Genomic DNA, 21004 nt, shown 5'->3' with positions numbered 1-21004 from the left:
CTGTCATTCCGAGTGAAGCGAGGAATCTGAGGAATGAACCTAGGTTACCAACCCAGATTCCTGGCTTCACTCAGAATGACAAACGTATTTAACTTCCACAACGCCACTGAAGATCTCAGTGGCGTTGCTGTTAGAAATAATCTCTATTTTGCCCGGAGCGGGACCTAGCTCGATTTTCTGGTGTACCGATTTTAGTACCGTTAACTCACCAAAATCAGCTTGAAGCATGAGTACTCCCCAACTCAATCGTGCGCTTGGCTTGCGGCTCGTCGTGGTAGTCGTCATTGGCAATATCCTTGGGTCGGGCGTGTACAAAAAAGTAGCGCCGATGGCCGCCGAGCTGCACTCCTCGGGCTGGATATTGCTTTGCTGGGTGCTCGGCGGCATCATCACGTTGTTCGGGGCGCTCAGCAACGCGGAGGTTGCTGGTCTTTTGGCCGATACCGGCGGCGAGTACGCCTATTTCAGAAGGATTTACAACCGCTTCTTTGCCTTCATTTTTGGATGGTCGTTGTTCACGGTCATCCAGACGGCCACTATTGCCTCTCTGGCTTACGTCTTTGCGCAATCATTCGCCAGCATTGTCAGCTTACCGCCCGTCCTGACTTCCCTAGCCGATTTCAGCCTTGCCGGCGTGTTTTATCCCTTTGCTGATTTCAATGTAAAGCTTACCGCTATTCTGCTCATTGTGCTGCTTACCTGGCTCAATACCAGGGGCATCAAAACCGGCGCGGGCGTGAGTACGGCGATTCTGGCGCTAGTCTTTATGGGCATCTTTGTGATTGTGGCCTTTGGCCTGGCCCACAGCCCCAAGAGCCTAGGTACCGTCCTCTCAACCCAGACTACCGACCAGGCGCATACCGTAACATTGAGCAATATTTTCACGAGTATGCTGTCCGCCTTTTGGGCGTACCAGGGCTGGGCGTCAATTGGCTACATCGGTGGTGAGGTAAAAGACGCCAAGCGCACAATTCCGCGCGGCATTGCCATTGGCGTTTTCATCATTATCGCGCTGTATTTGCTCGTCAATACCACTTACTTGTCGCTGCTATCGATTCCTGAGCTGGAGCAGATTTACAAGGCTGGCAATCGGATAACGGCCATTGAAGCCGTCAGAAGTTTTTGGGGCGAAAACGGCGCTTTGTTTATCTCGGTGCTTATTCTAATCACAACCCTAGGTTGCACCAATGCTTCCATCTTGTCGGGCTGCCGGCCTTATTTTGCGATGGCGCGCGAGGGGTTGTTTTTTAGCAAAGCCGCTGAGCTAAATCAAGCCCGCGTACCGGCCAACTCTCTGCTTTTTCAGGGCGTGTGGTCGTGCCTGCTGGTGCTGTCCGGCACGTTCGACCAGCTAACGGACATGATCATTTTCGCTGTTTTCATCTATTATGGCGCTACTACGCTAGGTGTTTTTATCCTGCGCAAACGCATGCCCGATGCGCCCCGTCCCTACAAAGTGTGGGGCTACCCAGTGGTGCCCGCCCTCATGATTCTCTTCTGCGCGGGCCTGGTCGTCAATACCACTTTCGCCCGACCACGGGAAGCGGCCATCGGTTTGGTGCTGATGCTCACCGGCGTACCGATGTACTTCTGGTTCAGCCGAAAAGAACGCGCCGTGTTGTAGGAGGAAGTGCCCTAGGTTTCTAGTCTAGCTTATTGCGCTTCAGCAATAGCGTTTTGCAACTCCTCATCCGAGAGGTCGTCCAGCCAGTTGCTTTGCAGCTCCAGCCGCACGGTTTGGGCCCCGCCACTGGGCGTACACACGACCGGCACCAGGCCTTCATCGGTTTCGGCCAGCTTGGCGGCTTTTTCGGCTACTTTGCCTTCCAGACCGGCATAGGCTTGCACGCAGGTCCAGGTGGTGTTGTGGGAGTCGGTTACTTCGCGTTGTTTCATAGTGGCGTGTATACGCAAGCATTTAGGTTTTCGCTGCTCAGCAATCAGCTTGCACCCATCAGACTGCTAAGGCTAGCCGCGCCGAAGTTGCTTGCTGCTTCGTCCGGAGCGCCTGCTGCATGTGCCGCTGCTGGTGGCGCACCACAAATTCCAGCGCCTCGCCCGTACCTAGCTTCAGCAGCCGGAAGAACTCAACCGGCACCACTTTCTTGTTCAGATCAGCACATTGAGCAGCATCCAGGAGCGTCAGCAACTGCGCTTGATGCTCCCTGAATTCCGTGAGTACTTCGCGACCTAGGTTTCCGCCCACGGGGTTCATGTGCTTCACCGTTTTGTACTGCTTGCCGTTGTCGGACTGCACCAATGTTATTGATTTTCGACCTAGCCAGCTGTAGCGCACCGACGCGTTCTGTGCTTGAGTTGGCACTTGCTGCAAGGCTTTTGCAATGGCTGGGTTGTAGTAGCGACTATAGCGGTTCAGGTGCTCCAGACATTCGAGCACGCTCCAGCGCTCGGGGCTAGGTTTGAAGTTCAGTGTGAAGTCATCGAGCGGTGCTAGCTCAGTTTCAGCCTGTGCTTGTAGTTGGCGCACGGCGGCTTGCAGTTGTGCGAGGAAAGTGTTGGTATCCATGGCGTTGCTTTTTTGACAAAGGTCACGGGTGCCAGGTCACCAAACCTTGATTAGCCTCAAGATTTACCGCAGCCGGCTCAGCGTTTCCGGCGTCATGCGCAGGTAAGAAGCAATGTATTTTTTCGGAATCAGCTGGAAGAGGTGCGGACTGCGCGCCAGCAGCCGTTGCAGACGCCGCTCGGGCTCGGGCAGCAGCAGGTCAATTTCCCGCTCGATGCGCCCCACCAGCACGCGCTCCAACTCCATGCGCCAAAATCGGGCGAAGTTGGCGTTGCTGTCGAGTAAGGCCAAAAAGTCGGCGCGGCTCACGGCTAGCAGCTCGGTCTTTTTCAGCGCCTGGAGGCAGTAATCGGAAGGCCGGTTTTCCACGAACGACGGAAACGAGCAGATCAGGCTGGTTCCGTACGCAAAGCCCACGCAGATTTCTTCCGTGGCATCGGGCAGGTAAATGCGCATAGCGCCGCTGCTCACAAAGTACAGATGGTGCTCCACCTGCCCCGCCCGAATCAGAAAATCGTTGCGCTTCAGCGTCACCGACTTGGTCCAGAGCGGCAGGCAAGCGGCAATGTCAGCTTCGGTCAGGTACGGCACGCGCCGCAGCAAAGTAGCCAGCAAAGCTAGCTTAGCGCCGTACGCAGAAAGTTGAGATTGAGCAGGTTCAGGCGCCACAACAGGAAACAACTGATTAGAAAGACAAAGTAGAAAATACCTGAACAGCCTGCGCCGTACGCACTGCCGTTTTCTGCGTATATTTCAGCATACACCTCTCCTTTTCACCTTCTGCTCAATGGATTGGCTAAGCATTGCTGCTCTTTTGCTCTTCGGTTTGCTGTTCGTAGTGGCCGAAGTGGTTTTTATTCCGGGCACCACGCTCGTGGGTCTGGTTGGATTCGGGTTGCTGGCGGCGGGCATCTGGCTCGGCTACCGCGACCTAGGTACGTCGGCCGGCCATGTGGCGCTGGGGCTTTCGGTAGTGCTCGTGAGCCTGATTTTGTATATCGGTTTGCGACCTAAGAATTTGGCGAAGATGGCCTTAACGAATGTCAACTACGCCCGCGTGCACGACATCCGTCACCCCGACGTGCAGCCCGGCGCTACGGGCCGCGCCATTTCCGCCTTGCGCCCCGCCGGCACCGCCCTCTTCCACGACGACCGACGCGAAGTAGTCACGCGGGGCGAGTTTTTGCCCGTAGGGACTTCTGTACGCGTGCTGCGCATCGAACAAAACCGCATTGTGGTGGAGCAGGCCGGCTAAATACAGGGCGGGGCAGCGTAACTACCTAGGTTATAATGTGGAGCTTGCCGGAAGTTGCGGCAAAAGCTCGTACTTGGCATTCGTAATTGCTAGCCCCTACCGCATGGAAATTCCCTTTCTCCCTATAATCGTGGCAGCCGTCGTGCTGCTCGTGTTCCTGTATTTCTTCCCGATCAGCCTCTGGATTACGGCCATCTTCTCCGGCGTGCGGGTGAGTTTGTTTCAGCTGGTGCTGATGCGCGTGCGAAAGGTATCGCCGGCGCTTATCGTGAATTCGCTGATTACGTCTACCAAAGCCGGTTTGGAACTCACTTCCAACGACTTAGAAACGCACTACCTGGCGGGCGGCAACGTGCCCAGCGTTATCAAAGCCCTGATTTCGGCCGACAAAGCCAATATTCCGCTCTCGTTTAAACAGGCCACCGCCATCGACCTGGCCGGTCGCGACGTGTTCGAAGCCGTCACGACTTCCGTGAACCCGAAGGTGATCAACACGCCCAACGTAGCCGCGGTGGCCCAGGATGGCATTCAGCTCATTGCCAAAGCCCGCGTGACGGTGCGCGCCAACATTGCGCAGCTAGTAGGCGGCGCCGGCGAAGAAACTATTCTGGCACGCGTAGGCGAAGGCATCGTGACCAGCATCGGCTCGTCGCTTTCGCACAAAGAAGTGCTCGAAAACCCGGATAAAATCTCGAAGCTGGTGCTGAGTAAAGGCCTCGACGCCGGTACGGCCTTCGAAATCCTGTCCATCGACATTGCCGATATTGACATTGGCGAAAACATCGGGGCCAAGCTCCAGATCGACCAGGCTACCGCCGACCTGAAAGTGGCCGAAGCCAAAGCGGAGGAGCGCCGCGCCATGGCCGTAGCCGTCGAGCAGGAGAACCGCGCCAAAACCCAGGAAGCCCGCGCCCGCGTGGTCGATGCCGAAGCCGAAGTCCCGAAGGCCATGGCCGAAGCTTTCCGAGCCGGCAACCTAGGTATTATGGACTATTACAAAATGCGCAATATGCAGGCCGACACCGACATGCGCGACTCAATTGCCAACCCCGGCGGCCAGCCAAAACCTAGCTAAGCGGCGAGGTGGTGAAACGGTGAGTTTGATGCTCCACTTGTGCAAACCGCGCAGTTAGAACGTCAAACTCACCACCTCACCACTTCCTACTTTTTGGTAATTCGGAATTCCACACGGCGGTTGAGCTTGCGGGTATCTTCCTGCTCGTTGCTGGCAATCGGCTTGGTGCCGCCGAAGCCTTCGGTGGTGATGCGGTTGCTAGGAATGCCGTGTTGCACGAGGTATTTCTTCACTTCGTTCACGCGGTCCTGGCTGAGCTTGAGGTTTAGTGCGGGGTCGCCCTGGTTGTCGGTGTGGCCTTCCAACTTGATTTCTACCGTCGGGTAATCTTTCAGAATGCGGATCAGGCGCTGCAACTCAGGGTAGGAGTTTTCGCGCAGGAAGAACTTACTCTGGGCGAAGAAGATGTTGTTGAGCTTGATCAACTGCCCGACTACAAACGGCACCAGGTACAAATCCTGGGTTACCTCCGAATACTTCTCTCGGTCCGTCACGTCCAGGTTGTCGCTCTCGGATAGGTAGTTGGGCGCTTCGGCGCGGTAGCCGTAGTGCGACCCCGAGGGCAGCACAATCGTGTACGAACCATCGACGGGGTTGGTATCGGCCACCCCAATTTCTTCGCCGGTCAGCAGGTTCTCGTAGCGAATCTTGCCCACTACCGGCTTTTTGGTGGCGGCATCAAGCACGCGCCCGCGCACCAGCGTCACGACTTCCGGCTTGAACTGCGAGGTCAAGTTGATGCGAAAAATATCTTTCGAGCCATCCGTACCGTTGCGCGCCGACACCAGATACGCATCTTCCCCGGCCGCAGATATCGTGTAATAGGCGTCGAAGTCGGGGGAGTTTACGTTCGGACCTAGGTTGCGCGGCTTCGTCCAGCTGGTCCAGCTGTCATCCAGGCGCTTGCTGTAGAAAATATCGCTCTTGCCATAGCCGCCGTGGCCTTCCGAAGCGAAGTAAAGCGTCTTGCCGTCAGCCGCTAAGAAGGGCGCAAACTCCGGCTTTTTGGTGTTGATATCCGGACCTAGGTTCTTCGGCTTGCCCCAGCTGGCTCCGTCTTCTTTCAGTAGGCTGACATAGATATCCTGCCCACCTTGTCCGTCTTTGCGCTGCACTGCCATCAGCAGCACTTTGCCGGACGCACCTAGGTAGTAGTCAACGTTTTCCGGGTCATCGTTGTAGAAATCGTCGATCTGAATCTTCATTGGAGCAGTCCAGCCCGTGCGACTGCGCCGCGTGATGCTGGCGCCCTTCGGATCGAGCGAGCCATCGGGCTTGTACACGTTGATGAGCAGCGCGGTATTACCATCCGACGAAACAGAAGCCAACCCATTGGGGCCCGGCGTGTTGATGGGGCCGCCGATGTTTTTGGCCGGGTTCCAGGCTTTGGTTTTGGCGTTGGCCAGCGTCGCGTACCACACATCCTGCACGTCTTTGGCGCCGCCGATGTTCTGCGGACTCTCCTGGCGCGCAAAAAACAGGCTGCGGCCATCGGGTGAAATAACGGGGTGTGTATCCACGTAGCGCGTGTTCACCGTCGGACCTAGGTTGACCATCGCCGAATCGAAGGTGACGGGATTGGTCTCGCTTTTGAATTGCTGCTTCACCATCGTTTCGGCTACGTCGGCAATACCGATGGCGTCAATCTGGTTGACTCCGTTCACTTTAGCCGTGTTCATCGACACAACCACCCCGATGGTGCGGTACGTGGCCGCATCAAAAGTGACCTGCAAGGAGCGAAAAGCTTCCGGCAGCGGGCCCGGGTTCTTGTTTTCGTACACCTGGTGCCGCTCGCCGCGGGTATCTACCAGCTCTATTTTCGTGATAGAGCCCGGATTGAAGTTTTCCACCACCGTTACCTGGCGCGCCAACAACGATTTCCCAAAACGAACCTCGATAAACTCGTTGTTTCCCTCCTTCTTCGGAATCCATGCTTCGTTGCTAATCTGGCCGAGCGGCTGCGCATTGGGCTCGCCCAGCACCTTTTCGGGCGAAAAAGCCTCTTTGCCCTCCGCCTTTTGCGACGACACATCCACTACTTTACCAGCCCACACCGCCCGTTGCGCAAATGCACTCCGGCCAGCCCCCATCATAAGCCCCGTCAGCAGAAGAAAAGTACGAATATTCATAGGTAATAATCCAGATCCTCAGCCCGCAAGAGGCTTTTAGCACCACATCCAACCCCGTAAAGACACGTCGGAGCTTGGTGAAGTTTCGCTGAACCGCTAAAGCCGGGCCAAAAGTGGCGGGCCTGTATGTTTATACACAGATTGTTGGGCAAAACCCAGAATCCTGCCGACCTAGCTTTCAGCTGCTTTTCCGCCGGCCCGAAGCTGCTGCCGTAGGAACGCGCCACGGCGCGTTATGGTCCGGGCGACGTGCCCACAGGAGCTGCGAAGCGGCATCGTTCAACGACGAACGCGCCGTGGCGCGCTCCTACCCGCGCTTTGCCCTCCGCACTCGTTTTGGCGTTGCGCGTCAGTACTCAACCGGACTACAACCCAGGAAACGCAAAAAAGCCCGCTCACAATGTTGTGAGCGAGCTTCCTGATCTGTAATCTATTCTGCTGCTGTGCTTAAGGCTGAAGCGTAAAGGTGCGCACTACGGAGTTATACGGACCGGGCACTACCGTTCCGCTGTTGTCAACCAGCTCTAGCTTCACCGTATTCTGGCCCATTGGTAGGCCTTCCATCATGTAGGGCGCCCACTGCTCCAGCGTAAACTCGGTGCCGTTGATGGTGGCGCGCACCTTGTTGCCTTCGGGCGAAAGGTTGGTGTTTACCAGATAGAAATCCAGCATCACCTTTTTGGTGTCATTGCCCGAATACACATCCTTGGGGCGGCTGTAGAAGAGGTGCTGGCCGCGCAGGTCGAAGTTCAGGGGCGTTTCCGGAGCCGCAGTTCCTACGTTGATAACGCGTAGGTCGTAAGCACCGCGGTGCTTCAGGCTTTCGTGGTAAGAGCGCGACAGGAACGACAGCACAACGTGCTGACCATCTGGAATATTCTTCGTAAACTCGGTGGTATAGTGGGCCGTGTAGGGCTCATTATCCACGATGTTATGAATGTGCTGGCCCTTCATCGAATTGGCCATGTCGCCGGCGTGCATGCCGCCAGTCATTTTTGTAAGCTGAAAATTGGTGATGTCGTAGTCGAAAGGAACGGCTCCGCTGGGTGAGCTTGAACCCACTGCGGGCGCAACAACGCGCAGCTGGGACTCTGGGTACTTCGGCGAATCGTTGAAAGGCGTTAACCGAATGCCATTCTTTTCCATGCTGGCCGCGTTAGCCGTCGTGACGGTTTCAACGGTAGCCTGGGCGCTGGATTCCTTTTGCTGTTTGGCTGTATCGCACGCAACGAGGCCAAGCAACAAGGCGCTACTCAGCAGTAAAGTAGATACTTTCATAAAAAAAGAGGGGGAATGGATTGAATATCGACTTCCGGACCGCCCGCAAAGCTAGGTCCGCAGGCAAGGTAGCAAGTGATTTTTTAAGTACCTTGCACGTACTGTAAGATTCTCCAAAAGTATATAGTTTTCCCCCTATGGAATCAGCATTGTTGGAAGAAGTTCCGTCGCTCGATTTGGCAGACTTTCGTTCCGGCGACCCGGAGCGCAAAAACCGTTTTGTGCAACAACTCGGCGAAGCTTACCAGAATATCGGTTTTGTAGCCCTGAAGAACCACGGCCTCAACGATGAGCAAACCAAACACCTGTACGATGATGTAAAAGCCTTCTTCTCGCTACCCGACGAGCAGAAGCTGCGCTACGAGGACTCGGCTTTGGCTGGTCAGCGCGGCTACACCGGCAAAGGCAAGGAGCACGCGAAAGGCCGCAACACAGGCGACCTGAAGGAGTTTTACCATGTAGGCCAGGAAGTTGACGACCCCAACGATCCGGTAGCCAAGGAATACCCCGACAACATCTGGCCGGCCGAAATACCTAGCTTCCAGAAAAGCACGACCGAGGCCTACAAGACCCTGGAAGCGGCGGGCAAAGACGTGCTGCGCGCTATTGCGCTGTATCTGAAGCTGCCCGAAAACTACTTCGATGATAAGGTGCACAACGGCAACTCCATCCTGCGCCAGATTCACTATTTCCCCATTGAAAATCCGGATGCGGTGCCCGCTGATGCCGTTCGGGCCGCCGAGCACGGCGACATCAACCTCATCACACTGCTGATGGGCGCTTCCGCCGATGGCCTGCAGGTGCTGCGCCGCGACGGCAAGTGGATTCCAATTACCGCTTTGCCCGACCAGATCGTGGTGAACGTGGGTGACATGCTCCAGCGCTTGACCAACGGCGTGCTCAAGAGCACCATCCACCGGGTAGTGAACCCGCCCCGCGAGAAAATGAACTCGTCGCGCTACTCGGTGCCGTTCTTCATGCACCCGCGCTCCGAAATGAGCCTGGCCGCGCTGGAAAACTGCATCACGCCCGACAACCCCAAGCAGCAACCCGACGTGACGGCCGGCGAATTCCTGAACGAGCGCCTCATTGAGCTAGGTCTGAAAAAGAAGTAAACCTCCTTCTTTCTGTTGCCCATTACTTGTTGCCAGTGAGCAGTCGTGTATCTGTCTCACTGGCAACTTTTTTTAGGCTCAACGCATGAGCTTCACAGCTAACACTACCTACCTAGCAACTGATAACCGGCACCTAGATTACCCGTGGAAGAAATCAAGCTAGCCCCTCCACCTCGTCGTGGTGGCTCCCGCACCAGGCGCGTACGGGGCATCATCTTTCTGAAAGATGTGGCAGCCCTAGGTCTCACGGCCTTCGGCGGCCCGCAGGCGCACATGGCGATGATGCTCCGGCTGCTGGTGGCGAAGCGACGGTATCTCACGGCGGCGGAACTGCTGGAAATCACGGCGCTCTGCCAGATTCTGCCCGGCCCTACTTCTACCCAAACGGTTACGGCTATTGGCTTTCGGCTCGGCGGGCCAAACCTAGCTTACTTAACACTACTGGTCTGGATGCTGCCCGCCGTGTCGATCATGACGCTGGCCGGCCTCACGATGAGCTACTTAGACAAAGAACAGGTGGCGCGGCTGGTGCAATACGTGCAGCCGATTGCCGTAGGGTTTGTGGCGTATTCAGCCTATCGGGTTTCGGAAAAGGTTATCCAAACCAAAACCTCGGTCGCCCTGATGGTGGGTGCAGCAATTCTGGCGTACACCTTTCAGCTCCCCTGGACGCTGCCGCTGCTGCTGCTGGTAGGCGGCCTCATCACCACGTTTCGCTACCGCAAGATGCCCGTGCAGCACGATAAGCTTCCGTTGCAAGTGGAGTGGTCCAACTTTATCCTGTGGCTTGGCGTGCTAATCGCGGCTGCGTTGCTAGGTTCATACACGCGCTTGCTGCCGGTTCGTTTGTTCGAGAACTTTTATCGTAACGGCAGCCTCGTGTTTGGCGGCGGGCAAGTGCTGGCACCGCTGCTGTTCACCGAGTTTGTGGAGGCTAAAAAGTACCTGACGCCCCAGGAATTTCTCTCGGGGCTAGGTTTGGTGCAGGCCGTGCCGGGCCCCAATTTCTCGTTTGCGGCTTATATCGGCTCGCTGGCGATGCGGCAGGCCGGCAACGGCGTGAGCGGCCAGGTACTTGGGGCACTGGCAGGTGCGGCGGGCATCTTTATGCCGGGCACGCTGCTCATCTTCTTCCTGATTCGTTTCTGGGACCGGCTGAAGCAGTACCGGGTGGTGAAAGCCTCGCTGGAAGGCATCAATGCCGTGTCGGCCGGGCTGGTGTGCGCGGCTACGTTTCTGCTGTATCACCCCTTGCCGGATACGCCGGTGAACCTGATTCTGGTAGCCGTCACGTTCCTGCTGCTGCTGTGGGAAAAAATCCCTTCCTACGCCATTGTGGGCGCTGGACTAATTGCTGGAATGATCTGGTAAACGCACACTCCCAGGCGTTTACCCACAGCACCTAGGTTTTTTAACACAAGGAAGAGCCGCTCCTGATCTTAGGAGCGGCTCTTCCTTGTGTTGGCTTACGCTACTTGGTGATTGCGCTACTCGTTCAGCAGCAGCGTGCCGGGCAGGTTCATCAGGTAGTCGCCGTAGCCGCTTTTGCGCAATGGCTCCGCAATCTTGCGCAGCTGCTCTGCCGTAATGAACCCCTGACGGTAAGCTACTTCCTCAATCGAACCCACCTTCAAGCCCTGGCGATGCTCAATTACGCGCACAAACTCAGAGGCCTGCATCAGCGACTCGAATGTGCCGGTATCCAGCCACGCCGTACCCCGGCCCAGGATGCCTACTTTCAGCTTGCCGCGCCGCAGATATTCCTGGTTCACGTCCGTAATTTCGTACTCGCCGCGGGGGCTAGGTTGCAGACTCCTAGCAATTTCGATTACGTCGTTGTCGTAGAAGTAAAGACCTGGCACAGCGTAGTTGCTCTTCGGCTGCTTGGGCTTTTCCTCAATGCTGAGCGCCTTTTTATTATCATCGAACTCTACGACACCATAGCGCTCAGGATCTTGCACATAATAAGCATATACGATTCCGCCGTCCGGGTCATTATTGCTTTGCAGCAGCTTGCCTAAGCCCTCCCCATAGAAGATGTTATCGCCTAGCACTAGGGCCACTTTATCGCTTCCGATAAAGTCAGCCCCGATCACAAACGCTTGCGCTAAACCGTTCGGAACCTCTTGAATAGCATACTGGAAGTCGCAACCTAGGTTCTTGCCATCGCCCAGCAGCCGCTGAAACTGCGCCTGATCGTGTGGCGTGGTGATAATCAGAATCTCCCGGATACCTGCCATCATCAAGATTGACAGTGGATAGTAGATCATCGGCTTATCGTACACCGGCATCAGTTGCTTGCTGACCGCGAGCGTCAGCGGATGCAGTCGGGTGCCAGAGCCGCCGGCCAGGATAATACCTTTCATGAGTTAGGACTTAAATTATCAAATAGCTGATTCTTAGCTTAAGGATCATTCTTTTAGCTGTTCAAAAATCAACTAGCCAGTCATTCATATTAATTGCTCTCCCGAATAAACGTCTGGTTCTCTTTGAACCAAGCCAGGGTCTTCTGCAAGCCTTCCCGGATGCGAATCTGGGGGTCGTAGCCGAGCAGGCGCTGGGCTTTGCTGATGTCGGCCAGTGAGTCGCGGATGTCGCCGGCGCGGTCGGGGCCGTATTCGGGCGTGAGGTCGGAGCCGGCTTCTTCCTTCAGAATATTAAACAAATCGTTCAACGATGTGCGGTCGGCGACGGCAATATTATAGACCTGATTAATAGCTTCCGGGTTCGTAACCAGTGCCGCTTTGATGTTGGCTTGCACGCAGTTCTCGACGAAGGTAAAGTCGCGCGTTTGACCTCCATCGCCGTTCATGCGCGGCGGTTTGCCTTGCAGAATAGCGTCGATGAACAACGGGATTACGGCAGCATACGCGCCATTCGGGTCCTGGCGCGGGCCAAAGATGTTGAAGTAGCGCAGGCCAATGATTTCCATGCCGTAGGTTTTGCCAAACACATCGGCGTAAAGCTCGTTGGCGTACTTGGTAACCGCGTAGGGTGAAAGCGGCTTGCCAATACGGTCTTCCACCTTGGGCAAAGCTTTGCTATCGCCGTAGGTAGAGGACGATGCAGCATACACAAAGCGCTTTACGCCAGCGTCTTTGGCCGCGACCAACATATTCACAAAGCCACCCACGTTCACATCGTTGGTCGTGATGGGGTCGTTGATGGAGCGCGGCACCGAACCTAGCGCCGCCTGGTGCAACACGATATGCGCGCCGTGACAAGCCGCGCGGCACACCTCTGGGTCCCGGATATCACCTTCCACGATTTCCAAGGCTGGGTTGTCAGCAAACAGACCTAGGTTTTTGCGAAAGCCGTTGGAATAATTGTCGAGTACGCGCACCGTACCGGCGCCGTATTTCAATAGGTATTCAACTAAGTTGGAGCCAATAAAGCCGCTACCGCCCGTCACCAGAAAGGTGAGCTTATCAAGCGGCTGGTCATGAAAAGGAGTATTGTACACAGTGGGAATGTTGAGTGTTAAGTGTTTAATGTTGAGTTGAAGGTGTCTTCTATTGGATAACTCACCATTCAACACTCATAATTTAAAACTTCTACCTCGTGGCGTATTGCTGGTGGTAGTAATCCTGGTAGGCGCCGCTGGTTACGTGTTCCAGCCACTCGGTATTGGCCAGATACCAATCGACGGTTTGGGCCAAGCCTTGCTCGAAGGTAACGGAGGGCTTCCAACCTAGCTCGTTCATAATTTTCGACGAGTCGATGGCGTAACGCAGGTCGTGGCCGGCGCGGTCGGTCACGAAGGTGATGAGCTGCCGGGAAGTGCCTTGCGGCTTGCCGGTTTTCTCATCCAGTACGTCGCAGAGCAGGCGAATCAGGTCGATGTTCTGCCACTCATTCACGCCGCCGATGTTGTAGGTATCACCTAGCTTGCCTCTGTGGAACACAGCATCGATGGCAGTAGCGTGGTCTTTCACGAACAGCCAGTCGCGCACGTTCTCACCTTTGCCGTACACCGGCACCGGCTGCCCGTGCTGAATGCGGTGAATCGCCAGCGGAATCAACTTTTCGGGGAAGTGATTGGGTCCGTAGTTGTTCGAGCAGTTACTCAGCTTCACCGGCAGTCCGTAGGTGTGGTACCAGGCCCGCACGAAGTGGTCGGAGCTAGCTTTGGATGCCGAATAAGGTGAACGAGGATCATAGGGCGTTTCCTCCGTAAACATCTCCGTGCCCATCTCCAGGGAGCCATACACCTCATCGGTGCTGACGTGGTAGAACGTGTGGCCTTCGTAGCCCTTGGGCTTCCAGAGGTTTTTGGCGGCGTTCAGCAAGTGTACCGTACCTAGCACATTGGTCTTCACGAATGCCAGCGGGTCCGTAATGGAACGGTCGACATGCGACTCCGCCGCCAGATGGATCACCGCATCCGGCTCTTCGCGGGCAAACAGCTCATCTACAAACGCTTGATCGGCAATATCACCTTTTACGAAGCGGTAGTTAGGCGCGCCTTCCACATCTCGCAGGTTCTCCAGATTGCCGGCATACGTCAGCGCATCCAGGTTCAGGATTTGGTACTCCGGATACTTCGTGACAAACAGCCGTACAACGTGTGATCCGATAAAGCCAGCTCCGCCCGTGATAATGATTTTCATAAGATGAGATAGTGAGATGGTGAACTGGCGAGTTGGTGAAGTAGTGAGCTGTCATTCAGATTATTCTGCAAGCTCACTACCTCACTACTTCGCCAATGATTCCTGCCATTTCCAGGCGCTGGCCAGTGCCTCTTCCAAGGAGGAAGTCGTCTTGAAACCTAGCTCGTTCGTGGCTTTCGTAACGTCGGCGTAAATGGCGGGGACGTCGCCGGCGCGGGGTGGGCCGATGGTGTAATTTAGCTTCACGCCGGTTGCCTTTTCGAAAGCATTTACCACTTCCAGCACGCTGTTGCCGCGGCCGGTGCCTACGTTGAAGACTTCTACTGCTTCGCCTTTCTCATCGAGCAGGCGCTGCACGGCTACTACGTGGGCCTTCGCCAGGTCGACCACGTAGATGTAGTCGCGGATGTTGGTGCCATCGGGCGTATCGTAGGTATTGCCGTAGATGGTCAGCTTCTCGCGGATGCCGGCGGCCGTTTGCGTGATAAAAGGTACCAGGTTTTGGGGCACACCCAGGGGCAGCTCGCCAATCTTAGCTGATGGATGCGCGCCGATCGGATTGAAGTAGCGCAGCAGAATGGTATGCAACGAGTCGCTGGCTTTGGCGACATCCGTGAGAATGTCCTCGCAGATCTTCTTGGTATTGCCGTAGGGCGAAGTAGCTGGCTTCGTGGGTGTTTGCTCCGTCACGGGCAGCTGGTCCGGAATACCGTACACGGTGCACGACGACGAAAACACGAAGTTCTTAATGCCGAATTCGGGCATTACCGTCAGCAGCGTCATCAGGGAGCCCACGTTGTTGCGGTAGTAGGCCAACGGCTTCTGCATCGACTCGCCCACGGCTTTGAAGGCCGCAAAGTGAATGATGCCCTTGATGTCCTTCTCCTGCGAGAACACCCCGCGTAGCGCGTCCGCGTCGCCGCAGTCGATGTCATGGCAGGGAATCTCGACACCTAGGATTTCCTGAATACCACGCAATACAGACTCCTTCGAATTGCTGAAGTCGTCGACAATAATCGGCTGATAGCCTGCCTCATACAACTCAACTACCGCGTGGGAGCCTATAAAGCCTGCGCCACCCGTCACTAGTATTTTTGCTCGTTCCATGTTTTCCAATGCGTAACTGAGTGAGAGAGTAACTAAGTAAAGGAGTAAACTACTAGAACGATTACTCAGCTACTCAGTTACTCAGCTACTCTATAGACTCCAATACTGCAGCTCCTGAATTCTGCTCCGGAACAGGCCTTTGATATCCACCAAAACCGCGTTTTCGGACGTAATCGATTGGAAGTAAGCCTCGTCCAGCTCCGTGTACGGCTTGTGGCTGACCGCTACGATAACCCCGTCATAATCGTGACCTAGGTTTTCGGGAGCTGTCAGGCGGAAGCCGTACTCGTGGTGCAGCTCGTCGGAATCAGCGTGCGGATCGACGATGTCCACGTTCACCGAGAAGTTGCGCAGCTCCTGAATGACGTCGGCCACTTTGGAATTGCGGATGTCTTCCACGTTTTCCTTGAAGGTGGCACCCATCACCAGCACCTTGCTTTTCGCCACGTCCTTGCCCTGCTTGATCATCATCTGCACCGTTTTGCGGGCGATGTAAGCACCCATGTTGTCGTTGGTGGTGCGGCCGGAGAGAATGACTTTGGCGTCGTAACCTAGTTCTTTTGCCTTGTAGGTCAGGTAGTAAGGATCGACACCGATGCAGTGGCCGCCCACCAGGCCGGGCGAGAACCGGAGGAAGTTCCACTTCGTGCCGGCGGCTTCCAGCACCTCGTAGGTGTTGATGCTCATGCGGTCGAAGATCATCGACAGCTCGTTCATCAGGGCGATGTTCACGTCGCGCTGGGTGTTCTCGATAATCTTGGCGGCTTCGGCTACGCGGATGCTGCTGGCGCGGTGCACGCCGGCCGTCACGACCAGCTCGTACACTTTCGCAATCACATCCAAGGACTCCTCGTCGCAACCCGACACTACTTTCACGATGCGCGCCAGTGTGTGCTCCTTGTCGCCGGGGTTGATGCGCTCGGGCGAGTAGCCTACTTTGAAGTCCGTCGGAAACTTCAGGCCCGAAAGCTTTTCCAGGACCGGAATGCAGTCTTCCTCGGTGCAGCCAGGGTACACCGTCGACTCAAACACCACATAATCACCTTGTTTCAGCACCTTACCTACGCTGCCTGAGGCACCGAGCAACGGCTTCAGGTCGGGCATGGCGTGCTCGTCAATGGGCGTAGGCACAGCCACGATGAAGAACTGCGCCTCGCGCAACACGTCGAGCGAATCGGTGAAGGTGATGTCGCAGCCTTCGAAATCCTTGACTTCCAACTCGCCGCTGGGGTCTATGTTGTTGCGCATCATCTCGATGCGTTCGGCGTTGATATCGAAGCCAATAACCTGAAGTTTGCGGGCAAATTCGAGGGCGATAGGCAGGCCCACATACCCTAGGCCGATAACGGCCAGCTTGGCCTGCTTTTGAAGTAACTGCTCGTACACGACGGAAATCCTAAGAGTATGAATTATAGATTTTGAATCGAAGAAATTCGTTTGACCTGATTTTCAGCGGTCAACTCGTACTGTTCGCCGCTCTCGGGGCAAGTAGCGTGCCCGGCTGCATCGAAAGCCAGGCGGTGCCCGTAGGCGCTCATCCAACCACGGGGCCGGGCGGGGTTGCCGTACACCAAAGCAAACGGCGCCACATCTTTCGTCACGACCGAGCCGGCCCCCACAAAGGCATACTGACCTAGGCGTACGCCACACACGATGGTGCTGTTCGCGCCGATGCTCACGCCTTGTTCCAGGTAGGTAGTCTGGTAATGACCTGCCCCGCGGCGGGGCACAGCGCTACGCGGGTTTTTGACGTTGGTGAATACCACCGATGGCCCCAGGAACACGTCATCTTCACACACCACGCCACTATAAAGGCTCACGTTGTTCTGCACCTTCACATTCCGACCTAGCCGCACGCCATCGGCCACCATCACGTTTTGCCCGATGCTGCACCCTTCGCCTAACTCGCAGCCCGGCATCAGGTGCGAAAAATGCCAGATGCGGCACCCATCACCGATGCGGCAGCCTTCGTCCAGAACGGCGGTTGGATGCGCGAAGTAAGCAGGAGTTTCGGTCACAGAAAGCGTAAAAGATGAGTGCGGCCGCAGGCTGCTTTTTAGGCGGCAAAGGTAGCGGTTTTCCTACTTGCGAGCCTTGTCAGAAAGGAAGTTAGCTAACCTAGGTGCTGCTTTGCGCTTTATTCTTCCCAACTCCCTCGCAGCATTCGGTCTTTGCCGAACAAATCCTGGTGCGTTCGTATCTGCTTGTAGCCTAGGTTGGTGAGCAGATCTTGCAGCAACAAGGCATACTGTTCGTTGATTTCAAAATAGAGCGTGCCGCCCGGCTTTAGCAAGTTTTGGCCCAATTCGGCAATGCGGCGATAGAAGAGCAGTGGGTCGGTGTCGGGCACGAACAGCGCGGTGGCCGGCTCGTAGTCGAGCACGTTGGCGCGCATCAGCGGCCGCTCGTTCTCCAGCACGTACGGCGGATTGCTGACCAGCACATCCACCGACTGCGAACCTAGGTTTTGGGGCGCTTCCCGCAAAATATCGAGCTGCTGAAACTCGATGGGTGCGTTGTAGCGGACCGCATTGCGGCGAGCCACAGCCAGCGCTTCAGCAGAAACATCGACGCTGAAGATATGGGCCTTCACAAGCATCTTACTCAAGGTCAGCGGAATACAACCGGTGCCGGTGCCGACATCCAGCACAGTCAGTCCAGCCCGCCCTTTCTGCTCTTCGGCAATCAGCCGCACCAGCTCTTCCGTTTCGGGCCTAGGTATGAGGGTGGCGGGCGTTACTTCCAGCTCCATATCCGCAAACCACGCTACGCCAAGCACATACTGCACCGGCTCGTGGCGCAACAAACGAGCTTGCAATTCGGGCAATTGTGCCACTACCGCGGGCGCTACTTCCTCATCGGCACGCACACGGCGCTGAAGTGGCGAGAGTTGCAACAAGTGCTCCAGCACCAATCCGGCAACAGCCGCCGCCTCGGAAGCAGGATAAACGGCGAGTAGCGCGGTGGTGAGGTCAGCGGCAAGCTGGCGAATGGTGGGCATGAGATGGTGAGGTGGTGAGGGGTGAGTTGTGATGTTGGTATATAAACTGGTAAATAGAACATCAAATTACTGCCGCATATTTGACTATTTCACCACTCACCACCTCACCACTCACCACTCTCCCACCCACTATGGCCGATTTCGATAACCTGATGATGCGCCGCGCCCTCGATCTGGCGAGGCTAGGTACCGGCTACGCCCGACCCAACCCGGTCGTAGGCTGCGTCGTCACGCACAACGGCCGTATCATCGGCGAGGGTTGGCACCGGCAGTACGGCGGCCCACATGCCGAGGTGAATGCCCTCGCTTCGGTGACCGACGAAAGCCTGCTGCTGGAAAGCCGCGTGTACGTGACCCTGGAGCCTTGCTCGCACCACGGCAAAACGCCGCCCTGCGCCGATTTGCTCATTGCCAAAAAGGTGAAGGAAGTCGTGGTTTGTAACCTCGATCCTAACCCGCTAGTGGCAGGCCAAGGCTTGGAGAAATTGCGCGCCGCCGGCATCCACGTCGAAACCGACGTACTGGCGGCCGAAGGACGCTGGCTCAACCGGCGCTTCTTCACGTTTCAGGAGAAAAAACGGCCCTACGTGGTGCTGAAGTGGGCCGAAACCGCCGATGGCTTCCTGGCTGGACCGTACTTTCAGCCCATTCAGATCAGCGGGGAGCTAGCTCGGGTCGTGGTGCACCAGTGGCGGGCGGAGGAACAAGCCATCCTAATTGGCACGCGCACAGCTTTGCACGACAACCCCACTCTGAACGTGCGCGAGTGGTGGGGGCAAGCGCCCTTGCGCGTTATTATCGACAAAAACCTGAGCCTGCCGCCCACGCACCACGTACTCGATGAGCAGATTCCGACGGTAATCTACACCTACCGCGAGCGGGCCAACAAGCCGAACCTGGAGTTTGTGACGCTCACGGAGGCCGACGATCTGTTCCCGCAGCTGTTTGCCGATCTGTATCGGCGCAACGTGCAATCGGTGCTGGTAGAAGGCGGCCCGACGGTGCTTAACTCTTTGATGCGCGACGGTTTGTGGGACGAAGCCAGGGTGCTGCGCAATGCCAAGCAGCTTGGCGGCGGTATCTTGGCACCGAAGCCGGGGCTGGCTGGTTTGCGCGAGCATCTCACCTTTGGTGCGGATGATTTGTTTATTTACCAGAACAGTTAAGCTGCTGGCTTTTAGCTGTTGGCTGGCAGCTCTCGTTCGACACCTTAACCGTCAGACGATTACTAACGAAAAACAAACAACCGACAACAAAAAACGAATCCATGGCTGAAGACCTCATCCTTGATATTACGCTTACCAAAGCCGAAAAATACCGGCAGCTTCTCCCCCAGATTGAAGCCCTGACTACCGGCGAGCCGGACCAAACAGCGAACCTAGCTAACGTAATGGCCGTCCTGAAGCAAGCTTTCAACTTTTTCTGGGTGGGCGCTTATGTGGTGAAAGACAATGAACTAGTGCTAGGTCCGTTTCAGGGACCAGTCGCCTGCACGCGCATCCGGCACGGTAAGGGGGTGTGCGGCACCAGTTGGGCCCGCGCGGAAACCGTGCTGGTGCCTGATGTAGACGCATTTCCCGGTCATATTGCGTGCAGCAGCGCCTCTCGCTCCGAAATCGTGGTCCCGGTGCTAAAGGAAGGCCGCGTAGTGATGGTGCTCGACGTGGACAGCGACCAACTCAACGACTTCGACCACGACGACCAGGTGTACCTGGAGCAGCTCGCGCAGCTGATGGTGCAGTGGTTCTAGCCATGACAGGCACGTCGTCGTTGGCAACGGGTGCTCCTATCTTGCGAGTTGCGCGCCCAACCAATAACATCGAAGCACTTCTTCCCTTCTACCGCGACGGGCTGGGGTTGGAAGTGCTGTATCGGTTTGAAGACCACAATGGTTTCGACGGCGTGATGCTGGGCCACCTAGGTTTTCCGTACCACTTCGAGTTCACGCACCTCCGTGGGCACCTCGTAGCCGGCGCACCTAGCCCGGATAACCTATTAGTCTTTTATTTACCTGACCTAGGTATGTGGCAGCAAGCGGTAGACCGCATGCGGCAGCACGGCTTCGAGCCTATTGTGGCTTACAATCCTTATTGGGATAAGCACGGCCTTACCTTCGAGGACGAAGATGGCTACCGGGTTGTGCTGCAACAAGGAGAGTGGCGCTAGTAGTATGTTGCAGCTCATCACTCTTGTGGCGCAGTGATTTTAGCAATGATTATTTCCAGAACTGCCACCACTTCTTGCTTTTAGCAAGCTGCGCAGTCCTGTTGGCTTCCGATGCTGGAGCGGGCGCGGCAGGCACGTACCTTTTCGCACTGTTTAGGAGCAAGGATGGTTCTTTTTGTTCAAGTGAGCCGCGATTATCGGTATACTCAAGCTCATCGTGCTGCGATTTTAGGTGTAACCGGATGCTGCCACTCGCCAACCACTCAAGTACGCGTGCGGCTTCTTGGGCGGCTCCCGGATAAAACTGATCCAGGTATTTCTGCCTCTCTTCTTCTGATATCGACTTCCAGTTTTTATAAGCCTCCCAGCCAAAATCTTGCTCAGTTGCCAATCCATAATCAAAAGCTAGGTCTGACAGAAAAGAACAACCGTCGCAATACCAATCGTAGCTAGCAGTAAGAGCTAGTAGTACCGCGTCGCTATCAGGACGGCTGATTATGATTTGCAGCAGCTGTTGCAGCTCATTGCTACGTACTTGGCCCCAATCTACGTAGTGCCCTATTATCTTTTCCAGCTCGTACAAGGCTGATTTGTCCTTGTAATTCAGGCTGATTAGCTCCAAGTACTCGTCGGCACTAAGGAACAGCTCTAACGCAGGTGTGTCGTATACCCAACGCTCAAAGTCAGGTACCGACATTGCCTTTGCCAGCACTTGCTGGAAAACATCTGTCGGTTGCATGG

General features: G+C 55.9%; 21 protein-coding genes. 8 read left to right on the top strand and 13 right to left on the bottom strand.

Going from position 1 to position 21004, the window contains the following annotated elements:
* The first annotated feature begins 226 nt into the window (after positions 1-226).
* The gene (locus tag IEX74_RS07270) at positions 227-1624 is read left to right on the top strand and encodes an APC family permease (protein ID WP_188812585.1); all 1398 of its coding nucleotides are present in this window, start codon (positions 227-229) and stop codon (positions 1622-1624) included.
* Positions 1625-1653: 29 nt separating this feature from the next.
* Here the strand turns inward: IEX74_RS07270 and IEX74_RS07265 are convergent, their stop codons facing one another.
* The 3 genes from IEX74_RS07265 to IEX74_RS07255 all read right to left on the bottom strand — a co-directional run bounded on the left by IEX74_RS07265 (position 1654) and on the right by IEX74_RS07255 (position 3196).
* Positions 1654-1896, bottom strand: coding sequence for a hypothetical protein (locus IEX74_RS07265; protein WP_188812583.1), 243 nt, complete (start codon positions 1894-1896; stop codon positions 1654-1656).
* Positions 1897-1954: 58 nt separating this feature from the next.
* Complete coding sequence (locus tag IEX74_RS07260; protein ID WP_188812582.1) at positions 1955-2527, bottom strand: DinB family protein; 573 nt, start codon at positions 2525-2527, stop codon at positions 1955-1957.
* Positions 2528-2590: 63 nt separating this feature from the next.
* Complete coding sequence (locus tag IEX74_RS07255) at positions 2591-3196, bottom strand: Crp/Fnr family transcriptional regulator (protein WP_188812580.1); 606 nt, start codon at positions 3194-3196, stop codon at positions 2591-2593.
* Between the two features lie 118 nt (positions 3197-3314).
* On the opposite strand from IEX74_RS07255, the gene IEX74_RS07250 reads away from it, so the two are divergent.
* Both IEX74_RS07250 and floA read left to right on the top strand, forming a co-directional pair.
* Positions 3315-3782: an NfeD family protein gene (locus IEX74_RS07250; protein WP_188812578.1), complete on the top strand. Its 468-nt coding sequence runs from the start codon at positions 3315-3317 to the stop codon at positions 3780-3782.
* Between the two features lie 103 nt (positions 3783-3885).
* Positions 3886-4857, top strand: a complete 972-nt coding sequence (gene floA, locus IEX74_RS07245) for a flotillin-like protein FloA (RefSeq protein WP_188812576.1) — start codon at positions 3886-3888, stop codon at positions 4855-4857.
* Between the two features lie 86 nt (positions 4858-4943).
* Here the strand turns inward: floA and IEX74_RS07240 are convergent, their stop codons facing one another.
* On the bottom strand, positions 4944-6986 hold the full coding sequence (locus IEX74_RS07240) for an OmpA family protein (RefSeq protein ID WP_188812574.1): 2043 nt from the start codon (positions 6984-6986) through the stop codon (positions 4944-4946).
* Between the two features lie 447 nt (positions 6987-7433).
* Positions 7434-8264, bottom strand: coding sequence for a hypothetical protein (locus tag IEX74_RS07235; RefSeq protein ID WP_188812566.1), 831 nt, complete (start codon positions 8262-8264; stop codon positions 7434-7436).
* 137 nt (positions 8265-8401) lie between these two features.
* Between IEX74_RS07235 and IEX74_RS07230 the strand changes: the two genes are divergently transcribed.
* Together IEX74_RS07230 and chrA are read left to right on the top strand one after the other, a co-directional pair.
* Positions 8402-9379 (top strand): isopenicillin N synthase family dioxygenase, encoded by a 978-nt coding sequence (locus tag IEX74_RS07230; RefSeq protein WP_188812563.1) that lies wholly within the window; start codon positions 8402-8404, stop codon positions 9377-9379.
* 144 nt (positions 9380-9523) lie between these two features.
* Positions 9524-10750: a chromate efflux transporter gene (gene chrA, locus IEX74_RS07225; protein WP_188812561.1), complete on the top strand. Its 1227-nt coding sequence runs from the start codon at positions 9524-9526 to the stop codon at positions 10748-10750.
* 116 nt (positions 10751-10866) lie between these two features.
* On the opposite strand, the gene rfbA is transcribed toward chrA, so the two are convergent.
* The 7 genes from rfbA to prmC all read right to left on the bottom strand — a co-directional run bounded on the left by rfbA (position 10867) and on the right by prmC (position 18097).
* Positions 10867-11745, bottom strand: a complete 879-nt coding sequence (rfbA, locus tag IEX74_RS07220) for a glucose-1-phosphate thymidylyltransferase RfbA (protein ID WP_188812560.1) — start codon at positions 11743-11745, stop codon at positions 10867-10869.
* An 89-nt stretch (positions 11746-11834) separates the two neighbouring features.
* Positions 11835-12842 (bottom strand): SDR family oxidoreductase, encoded by a 1008-nt coding sequence (locus IEX74_RS07215; protein WP_188812559.1) that lies wholly within the window; start codon positions 12840-12842, stop codon positions 11835-11837.
* A gap of 91 nt (positions 12843-12933) precedes the next feature.
* Positions 12934-13989: a dTDP-glucose 4,6-dehydratase gene (gene rfbB, locus IEX74_RS07210; protein ID WP_188812558.1), complete on the bottom strand. Its 1056-nt coding sequence runs from the start codon at positions 13987-13989 to the stop codon at positions 12934-12936.
* Positions 13990-14073: 84 nt separating this feature from the next.
* On the bottom strand, positions 14074-15096 hold the full coding sequence (gene galE, locus IEX74_RS07205; protein ID WP_188812555.1) for a UDP-glucose 4-epimerase GalE: 1023 nt from the start codon (positions 15094-15096) through the stop codon (positions 14074-14076).
* Between the two features lie 90 nt (positions 15097-15186).
* Positions 15187-16482, bottom strand: a complete 1296-nt coding sequence (locus tag IEX74_RS07200) for a nucleotide sugar dehydrogenase (protein ID WP_188812553.1) — start codon at positions 16480-16482, stop codon at positions 15187-15189.
* Between the two features lie 23 nt (positions 16483-16505).
* Entirely contained in the window at positions 16506-17114 is a 609-nt protein-coding gene (locus IEX74_RS07195; protein ID WP_229755145.1) for an acyltransferase, read from the bottom strand.
* Positions 17115-17233: 119 nt separating this feature from the next.
* On the bottom strand, positions 17234-18097 hold the full coding sequence (gene prmC / locus IEX74_RS07190; protein WP_188812549.1) for a peptide chain release factor N(5)-glutamine methyltransferase: 864 nt from the start codon (positions 18095-18097) through the stop codon (positions 17234-17236).
* A 131-nt stretch (positions 18098-18228) separates the two neighbouring features.
* On the opposite strand from prmC, the gene ribD reads away from it, so the two are divergent.
* The 3 genes from ribD to IEX74_RS07175 all read left to right on the top strand — a co-directional run bounded on the left by ribD (position 18229) and on the right by IEX74_RS07175 (position 20263).
* Entirely contained in the window at positions 18229-19263 is a 1035-nt protein-coding gene (gene ribD, locus IEX74_RS07185) for a bifunctional diaminohydroxyphosphoribosylaminopyrimidine deaminase/5-amino-6-(5-phosphoribosylamino)uracil reductase RibD (RefSeq protein ID WP_188812547.1), read from the top strand.
* A gap of 101 nt (positions 19264-19364) precedes the next feature.
* On the top strand, positions 19365-19847 hold the full coding sequence (msrC, locus tag IEX74_RS07180; protein WP_188812545.1) for a free L-methionine (R)-S-oxide reductase MsrC: 483 nt from the start codon (positions 19365-19367) through the stop codon (positions 19845-19847).
* A gap of 2 nt (positions 19848-19849) precedes the next feature.
* Positions 19850-20263 carry a VOC family protein gene (locus IEX74_RS07175; protein WP_188812543.1) on the top strand — a complete coding sequence of 138 codons (414 nt, stop codon included), beginning with the start codon at positions 19850-19852 and terminating at the stop codon, positions 20261-20263.
* Between the two features lie 49 nt (positions 20264-20312).
* Here IEX74_RS07175 and IEX74_RS07170 read toward each other — a convergent pair whose 3' ends face one another.
* Positions 20313-21002, bottom strand: a complete 690-nt coding sequence (locus IEX74_RS07170; protein ID WP_188812541.1) for a hypothetical protein — start codon at positions 21000-21002, stop codon at positions 20313-20315.
* Positions 21003-21004 lie beyond the last annotated feature (2 nt).

The organism is Hymenobacter cavernae, assembly GCF_014641455.1.
GTDB lineage: Bacteria > Bacteroidota > Bacteroidia > Cytophagales > Hymenobacteraceae > Hymenobacter > Hymenobacter cavernae.
The sequence above is the reverse complement of the archived record's forward strand: the minus strand, read 5'-3'. Positions and strand labels throughout refer to the sequence as shown.

Excerpts from the sequence above, each read along its gene's own strand:
- IEX74_RS07270 (WP_188812585.1), top strand. The coding sequence starts at position 227 with ATGAGTACTCCCCAACTCAATCGTGCGCTTGGCTTGCGGCTCGTCGTG.
- IEX74_RS07265 (WP_188812583.1), bottom strand. The coding sequence starts at position 1,896 with ATGAAACAACGCGAAGTAACCGACTCCCACAACACCACCTGGACCTGC.
- IEX74_RS07260 (WP_188812582.1), bottom strand. The coding sequence starts at position 2,527 with ATGGATACCAACACTTTCCTCGCACAACTGCAAGCCGCCGTGCGCCAA.
- IEX74_RS07250 (WP_188812578.1), top strand. The coding sequence starts at position 3,315 with ATGGATTGGCTAAGCATTGCTGCTCTTTTGCTCTTCGGTTTGCTGTTC.
- floA (WP_188812576.1), top strand. The coding sequence starts at position 3,886 with ATGGAAATTCCCTTTCTCCCTATAATCGTGGCAGCCGTCGTGCTGCTC.
- IEX74_RS07240 (WP_188812574.1), bottom strand. The coding sequence starts at position 6,986 with ATGAATATTCGTACTTTTCTTCTGCTGACGGGGCTTATGATGGGGGCT.
- IEX74_RS07235 (WP_188812566.1), bottom strand. The coding sequence starts at position 8,264 with ATGAAAGTATCTACTTTACTGCTGAGTAGCGCCTTGTTGCTTGGCCTC.
- IEX74_RS07230 (WP_188812563.1), top strand. The coding sequence starts at position 8,402 with ATGGAATCAGCATTGTTGGAAGAAGTTCCGTCGCTCGATTTGGCAGAC.
- rfbA (WP_188812560.1), bottom strand. The coding sequence starts at position 11,745 with ATGAAAGGTATTATCCTGGCCGGCGGCTCTGGCACCCGACTGCATCCG.
- rfbB (WP_188812558.1), bottom strand. The coding sequence starts at position 13,989 with ATGAAAATCATTATCACGGGCGGAGCTGGCTTTATCGGATCACACGTT.
- galE (WP_188812555.1), bottom strand. The coding sequence starts at position 15,096 with ATGGAACGAGCAAAAATACTAGTGACGGGTGGCGCAGGCTTTATAGGC.
- prmC (WP_188812549.1), bottom strand. The coding sequence starts at position 18,097 with ATGCCCACCATTCGCCAGCTTGCCGCTGACCTCACCACCGCGCTACTC.
- ribD (WP_188812547.1), top strand. The coding sequence starts at position 18,229 with ATGGCCGATTTCGATAACCTGATGATGCGCCGCGCCCTCGATCTGGCG.
- msrC (WP_188812545.1), top strand. The coding sequence starts at position 19,365 with ATGGCTGAAGACCTCATCCTTGATATTACGCTTACCAAAGCCGAAAAA.
- IEX74_RS07175 (WP_188812543.1), top strand. The coding sequence starts at position 19,850 with ATGACAGGCACGTCGTCGTTGGCAACGGGTGCTCCTATCTTGCGAGTT.
- IEX74_RS07170 (WP_188812541.1), bottom strand. The coding sequence starts at position 21,002 with ATGCAACCGACAGATGTTTTCCAGCAAGTGCTGGCAAAGGCAATGTCG.